This window comes from Streptomyces sp. NPDC059037 (genome assembly GCF_042740015.1).
Taxonomy (GTDB): Bacteria; Actinomycetota; Actinomycetes; order Streptomycetales; family Streptomycetaceae; genus Streptomyces.
Genome location: NZ_JBHYIG010000416.1, coordinates 1 through 5,882 on the forward strand (window position 1 = coordinate 1; position 5,882 = coordinate 5,882).

Annotated in this window: 4 protein-coding genes; 3 read left to right on the forward strand and 1 reads right to left on the reverse strand. The window is 75.4% G+C overall.

The annotated features are described in order from the left end of the window. The 3 genes from ACFWY6_RS43525 to ACFWY6_RS43535 all read left to right on the forward strand — a co-directional run. On the forward strand, nt 1–1,522 hold a 1,522-nt coding region (locus tag ACFWY6_RS43525; RefSeq protein ID WP_384702886.1), incomplete at its 5' end, for an FtsX-like permease family protein. A 31-nt stretch (nt 1,523–1,553) separates the two neighbouring features. Next, the gene (locus ACFWY6_RS43530) at nt 1,554–4,310 is read left to right on the forward strand and encodes an FtsX-like permease family protein (RefSeq protein WP_384702889.1); all 2,757 of its coding nucleotides are present in this window, start codon (nt 1,554–1,556) and stop codon (nt 4,308–4,310) included. Beyond that, complete coding sequence (locus ACFWY6_RS43535; protein WP_384702892.1) at nt 4,307–5,275, forward strand: ABC transporter ATP-binding protein; 969 nt, start codon at nt 4,307–4,309, stop codon at nt 5,273–5,275. The genes ACFWY6_RS43530 and ACFWY6_RS43535 overlap by 4 nt, the downstream gene beginning before the upstream one ends. Nucleotides 5,276–5,317: 42 nt before the next feature. Here the strand turns inward: ACFWY6_RS43535 and ACFWY6_RS43540 are convergent. Then, on the reverse strand, nt 5,318–5,882 hold a 565-nt coding region (locus ACFWY6_RS43540), incomplete at its 5' end, for a hypothetical protein (RefSeq protein ID WP_384702895.1).

The window sequence follows — 5,882 nt, forward strand, 5'->3', positions numbered from 1 at the left end:
CGCGGGGGGGGGGGGGGGGGGGGGGGGGGACCCCCCCGGGGGGGGGCCCGGGCGCGGGGGGGGCGGCGGGGGTGGGGGGGGGCGCCCCGCCGGGGGGGGGGGGGGCGCCGACGTGGGGCTCCTGGTGATCGCGGCGGTGGCGTACCGGCAGCTGGACAGCAGGACGTCCGGTGCGGGCGCGCTGAGCGGTGACGGCGCGGGCGGCCTCGGCATCGACCCGCTGCTCGTGGCCGCGCCCGCGCTCGCCCTGCTGGCCGGCACGGTCGTGACGCTGCGGCTGCTGCCGCCCGCCGCACGCCTTGCCGAGCGCAGGGCGGCGCGGGGGCGCGGGCTTCCGGGTGCGCTTGCCGGCTGGCAGCTGAGCCGCAGGCCGCTGCGGGGTGCGGGGCCCGTGCTGCTCCTGGTGCTCGCGGTGGCGCTGGGCCTCCTTGCGATCGGCCAGGGCGCCTCCTGGGACCGCTCGCAGGAGGACCAGGCGGACTTCCGGGCCGGTACGCAGCTCAGGGTGCTCGCCAGTCGCGTACCGGAGAAGGAGCAGGCCGAGGTGTACGCGTCGCTTCCGGGTGTCCGCGATGCCGCTCCCGCCGCGCGGTCCACGATGGACCTCGCCGACGACCGGCAGGCGACGGTGCTCGCGCTCGACGGTGCGCGGGCGCTGCCGGGCCTGCTGATCAGGGAGGACCGCGCCGACCGTGCGGCTCTGGCCGATGCCCTGCGGTCCGGGAGGACGGGGGCGGTCGCCACCGAGCAGTTCCTGCGCTCCAGCGGGGCGGCCGTGGGCTCCCGGGTCGACGTGCCGGTGACCGGTGGCTCGTTGCGGGTGACCATCGTCGAGGCGGTGCCGGAGCTGCCGACGACCGATGCGGCCGATCCCGGGGCCGACGGCGGCGCACTGCTCCTGGACCTGCCGAGCGTGAACGCGGCGCTCCGGGCCGACGGCGGGAAGCCGCTGGCCCCCACCGAGTGGTGGCTCACCGCCCGCCCCGGAGCCTCCGCCGACGCGGCCGCCGCCCTGCGCGCCCGCCCCGACATCGACCCCGAACAGGTCCTGGTCCGCGACGAGATCGCCGCGGAGCTGCGCGACGACCCGCTGGGCGCGGGCCCTCAGTCGGCGCTGCTCGCCGTGGCGGTGGCGGCGGCCCTGCTCGCGGCGGTGGGCTTCGCGGTGAGCGCGGCGGGGTCGCTGCGGGAGCGCTCGGCGGAGTTCGCGGTCCTGCGCGCGCTGGGCGCACCGCGCCGCCGGCTGGCCCGCATGATCGCGGCGGAGCAAGGCCTCCTCCTGGCCGTCGCCCTGCTGGTCGGCGTGGCCATCGGCGCGGTCCTGACGCGGGCCGTCGTCCCCCTGATCGTGCTCACCGGAGACGCGGCACGGCCGGTGCCCCCGGTCCTGGTGGAACTGCCGCTCCCCCAGGCGGCCACGCTCCTGGCGGCCATCGCGGCCGTCCCCTTCGCGATCATCGCCGCCCTGTCCCTGAGCCGCGGCGACCCGGCGGTGTCGCTGCGCCACGAGGGGGGCAACTGACATGCGCCGCAAAGACCTTCCCGTGCGCCCCATGCGCCCCGCGCCCCCCGTCGCCCCTTGGACCCGCACCCGGCTCCACGCCGCGCCCGCGCCCGCCGTCGCCCTCGCCCTGCTGGTGTTCGCCACCGCGTTCCTCGCCGCCGTCTTCCCGCGCGCGGTCGACGCGTACGAGAGCGAAGGGGTACGCAGCGCGATCACCGACGCCGGGGCCGCACGCGGCGGCATCGAGCTCACCGCGCCCGCGCCCGGACTTGAGTGGGACCAGCCGGAGCGCGAGGACGCGATGCGGGACTCGGTCCTGCGCGCGCAGTACCGCAAGGTCGTGGCGGCCATGCCCCGGCCGATCCGGGTGGACGGCGCGCAATCCACGTACGGCGTCAGAACCGTCAAGCCACCCGCGGGACTTGACCGCTCCCTGCCCCAACCGGACGAGATCCCGCCGCAGTTCACGCTGGCTGCCCAGTCCGGTGTCGACGCCCACGCGCGCGTGCGTGACGGCCGGCTGCCGAAGGCGGACGTGACGGCGGACAGCCGCGAGGTCGAGGCAGCGGTGACGGCCCAGACCGCCCGCGTCATGAAGCTCGGGCCCGGTTCGACCGTCCGTATCGACTCCCTGACCGGCGAGCGCGTGACCGTACGGATCACCGGGATCCTCGAACCGCGGCACCCCGAGTCCGCCTACTGGTCCTACGATCCGGTGCTGCGCACCCCGTCCCTGATCGACGTGCCGGGCAACAACTCCCAGTCGCCGAAGAAGCGTTGGCATGCCGCCCTGCTCCTCGCGCCCGGCGCGGGCGCCTTCCTGCCCGCCGTCGACCAGGTCCCGCAGCAGTACTGGCGCGTCGCCCCGGACTTCGCCGCCCTGACCGCCCGCGACCTGCCGGCCCTGAAGAAGCGCATCGCCTCCCTCGAAGCGGGGCCGCTCCGCACCGAACTGCGCCGCTTCGCCGGCCCGGACGCCCTGGCCTCCACCGAGCTCGACAAGGTCCTCACCGGGTACGAGGGGCTGCGCGACGCCGTGTCGCCGATCGTCGCGGTGGCCGCGTACGGAGTCGGCGGGGTCGCCGCCGTCGTCCTCCTGATGACCTGCTCCCTGGCCGCCGTACGACGCCACGACGAGCTCGCGCTCCTGCGCTCCCGCGGCGGCTCCGTGCGCGGCATCGCGGGGCGGCTGCTCGCCGAGACCTCGGTGGTCGCGGTGCCCGCCGCCGCGCTGGGGCTGCTGCTCGCGGTGCTCGTCGTGCCGGACGCGCCCGCCGTGCCTTCGGTGGCCGCGGCCGCCGGGGTGTGCGTGCTCGGCTGCGCCGCGCTGCCGGTGCGTGCGGCGTTCACGCACCGCAGGCCGCGTGCGCACGAGGGCCGCGACGATCTCCTGACGGCCCGGCCGTCGCGCCGCCGCACGGTGGCCGAACTGGTGCTGCTCGTCCTGGCCGTGGGCGCGGTGGTGACCCTGCGGCGGTCCGGGACCGGTGCCGACTCGGCGGGCGGCGCCCTGGTCAGCGCGGCGCCCCTCCTCGTCGGCGGTATCGCAGCCCTTCTTCTCGTACGTCTGTACCCGCTGCCCCTGCGGCTTCTCACCCGCCCGCTCGCCCGCCGCCGCGGCGCCATCGGCTTCCTGTCGATGGCCGGCGCGGGCCGCGCGTCCGCCACCCAGGCGCTGCCGCTGCTCGGCCTGTTGCTCGCCCTGACGACGGCGGCGTTCGGCGGCTCCGTCCTGACCGGGGTCGCCGACGCCCGTGACCGCACGGCGCTGCTTGCCGTCGGCGCGGACGTGCGCGTGGACCGCGGCGACGGCACGCTGCCCGCGTCGCTCGCCGCCGAGATCCGCCGGACGCCGGGCATCGGCGAGGTCACGTCCGTCCACATCGACTGGTACCTGCGGCTGCCGGACCAGTCGACGGTCCCGTTGGTCGCGGTCGACCCGGCGGCCTACTCCCGGCTGACCCGTTCGACGGGCCTCGGGCCGTTCGGCGAGGCCGAGTTGGCGGCGGGCGGTGGCTCCCGCGCCGTGCTTCCCGCCGTCGCGTCGCCCGAGGTGGCCCGGCGGCTCGGCAAGGGCCCGCACTCCTTCCGTACGCCCACGGGATCCTTCCGGGCGGCGGTCGGCGCCGTCCGGGACAGCACTCCGGCGCTCCCGTCGGGCAGCGCGTTCCTGCTGATCGACCGGCGGCATCTCGAACGGCCGCCGAGCACCGCGCTGTTGGCGACCGGCGCAGCGGGGCAGCGGATCGACACGGCGGCGCTCACCAGGTCGGCGCGGGCCGCGGGCGACGGCGTCGAGGCGCACTTCCGCGCCGCCGAACGCGCCCAACTCACCGACTCACCCCTCCAGTCGGGCGCCGAGCGCATCTACGCGGCGGCGGTCGCCGCGGGCGCCGGATACGCCGTACTGGCCGTGCTGCTCGCCCTGCTGCACTCCGCACCGCGGCGCGCCGCGCTTCTCGCCAGGCTGCGCACGATGGGCCTGAGCACAGGGCAGGGACGCCGCCTCCTCGTCCTGGAGTCCCTGCCGCAGGCGCTGCTCGCAGCATGCGGCGGTGCGCTGGTGGGATGGGCGGCGATCGGTCTCCTGGCGCCGGGCATCGACCTGGCCCGCGTCGCCCTCGCGGCACGCGGCCCGCTTTCCGGGCTGGGCCTCGGAGGGGTGACGCTGCGGACGGACCCGTGGTCGCTGCTGCTGCCCGCCGCGGGTGTGGTGGTCCTGACGGCGGGCGTCGCTTTCGTACAGGCCTGGTGGACCTCACGGCGCACGACCGCCACCGAACTGAGAACGGGAGACACCCGATGACGGCCAACACATCCCCCGCATCGCTCGCGGACCTGGAGGCGCGGGCCACCGCCCACCGCGACCGGCCGGCATACGGCCATGACGCGCTGATCACCTGCGACCGTCTGGTCCGCGTCTTCTCCACGGACGGCGTCGAGGTGCAGGCGCTGCAGGGGCTCGATCTCCTGGTCCGCGAGGGCGAGTTGATGGCCCTGGTCGGCGCGTCGGGCAGCGGCAAGTCGACGCTGATGAACATCCTCGCGGGACTCGACGAGCCGACCGCGGGCGCGGCGCGGGTAGCGGGCCGCGACCTCCTCACGATGGGCGCGAAGGAACGCCTCGGCTACCGCAGGGATGTGGTCGGCTTCGTGTGGCAACAGACGGGACGCAATCTGCTGCCGTATCTGACGGCGGCTCAGAATGTGGCGCTGCCGATGCAGTTGCGGGGTGGCGGCGGCTTTGGCCGTCGAGCCCAGAAGTCTCGAAGGGCCGTGGAACTCCTGGAGTTGCTGGACGTGGCGGACTGCAGGGACCGGCACCCACGGCAGCTGTCCGGCGGCCAGCAGCAACGCGTGGCGATAGCGGTGGCCCTCGCGAACAACCCCTCGGTCCTCCTGGCCGACGAGCCCACCGGCGAACTGGACTCGCACACCGCCGAGCAGATCTTCGCGGCCTTCCGCACGGCGAACGAACACCTGGGCACCACGATCGTCATCGTCACCCACGACCAGGCGGTGGCCTCAGAGGTCCGCCGCACGGTCGCCATCCGCGACGGCCGCACATCGACGGAGGTCCTGCGCCGCACAGAGGTGGACGAGACCACGGGCCAGGAGTCGGTGATCTCCCGCGAATACGCCATGCTGGACCGCGCGGGCCGCCTACAGCTCCCGGCGGACTACACGGAGGCCCTGGGAATGCGGGACAGGGTGGCCCTGGAACTGGAACGGGACCACATCGGGGTGTGGCCGGACAACAACGAGACCTGAGCCCAGCCGGCCGTCTTCGTTGTGCCCACTGCCGAGTACCGATCAAGCCGGGGAGACGGAAAGCCCCCCGACACCCGCCCGCCGCACAGCAACAGACCCATAAGACGTACGCAACCGAAGCCAGGCCCCGCTGGACAGCAGGTCCAGCGACTCCCCCCGCAGAAACCCAAGCGCCTGCGCGGCATGCGCGGCCCTGACCGGAAGCCCCGTGTCCCCAATGGACCGGGACCAAATCTCCCGCCCCACCTGATCCAGCTCGGCCCGAACCCGCCGCTCAGCCGGCAACTCCTCCACCCGAGCCTTGAATTCAGCGACGGCGGCAGCGACAAGCCCCCGCAGCTCACCCATCCCCGGCAGCCCCGCCTCCGACCGCCAGCCCCCGCGAGGCGGAAGCACTCCGGCCCACGGCGGCCCCGTGACGGCCTCCGGCACACCCGCGGAACCCGCGGGATCCACGGACTCCAGAAGCTCACCCGCGGAGACGGTGACATCCATCGAGGTGTCGAGCCCGTACTCGTACGGCTTGGCAATCCCCGCCGGACGAATAGCGAGCGCCACGATCGGAGGCGGCCCCCCCAACACCGCGAGGGTGTCCCCCCCCCCCAGG

Coding starts and splice junctions, on each gene's coding strand:
- ACFWY6_RS43530 (WP_384702889.1), top strand. CDS start 1,554: ATGCGCCCCGCGCCCCCCGTCGCCCCTTGGACCCGCACCCGGCTCCAC.
- ACFWY6_RS43535 (WP_384702892.1), top strand. CDS start 4,307: ATGACGGCCAACACATCCCCCGCATCGCTCGCGGACCTGGAGGCGCGG.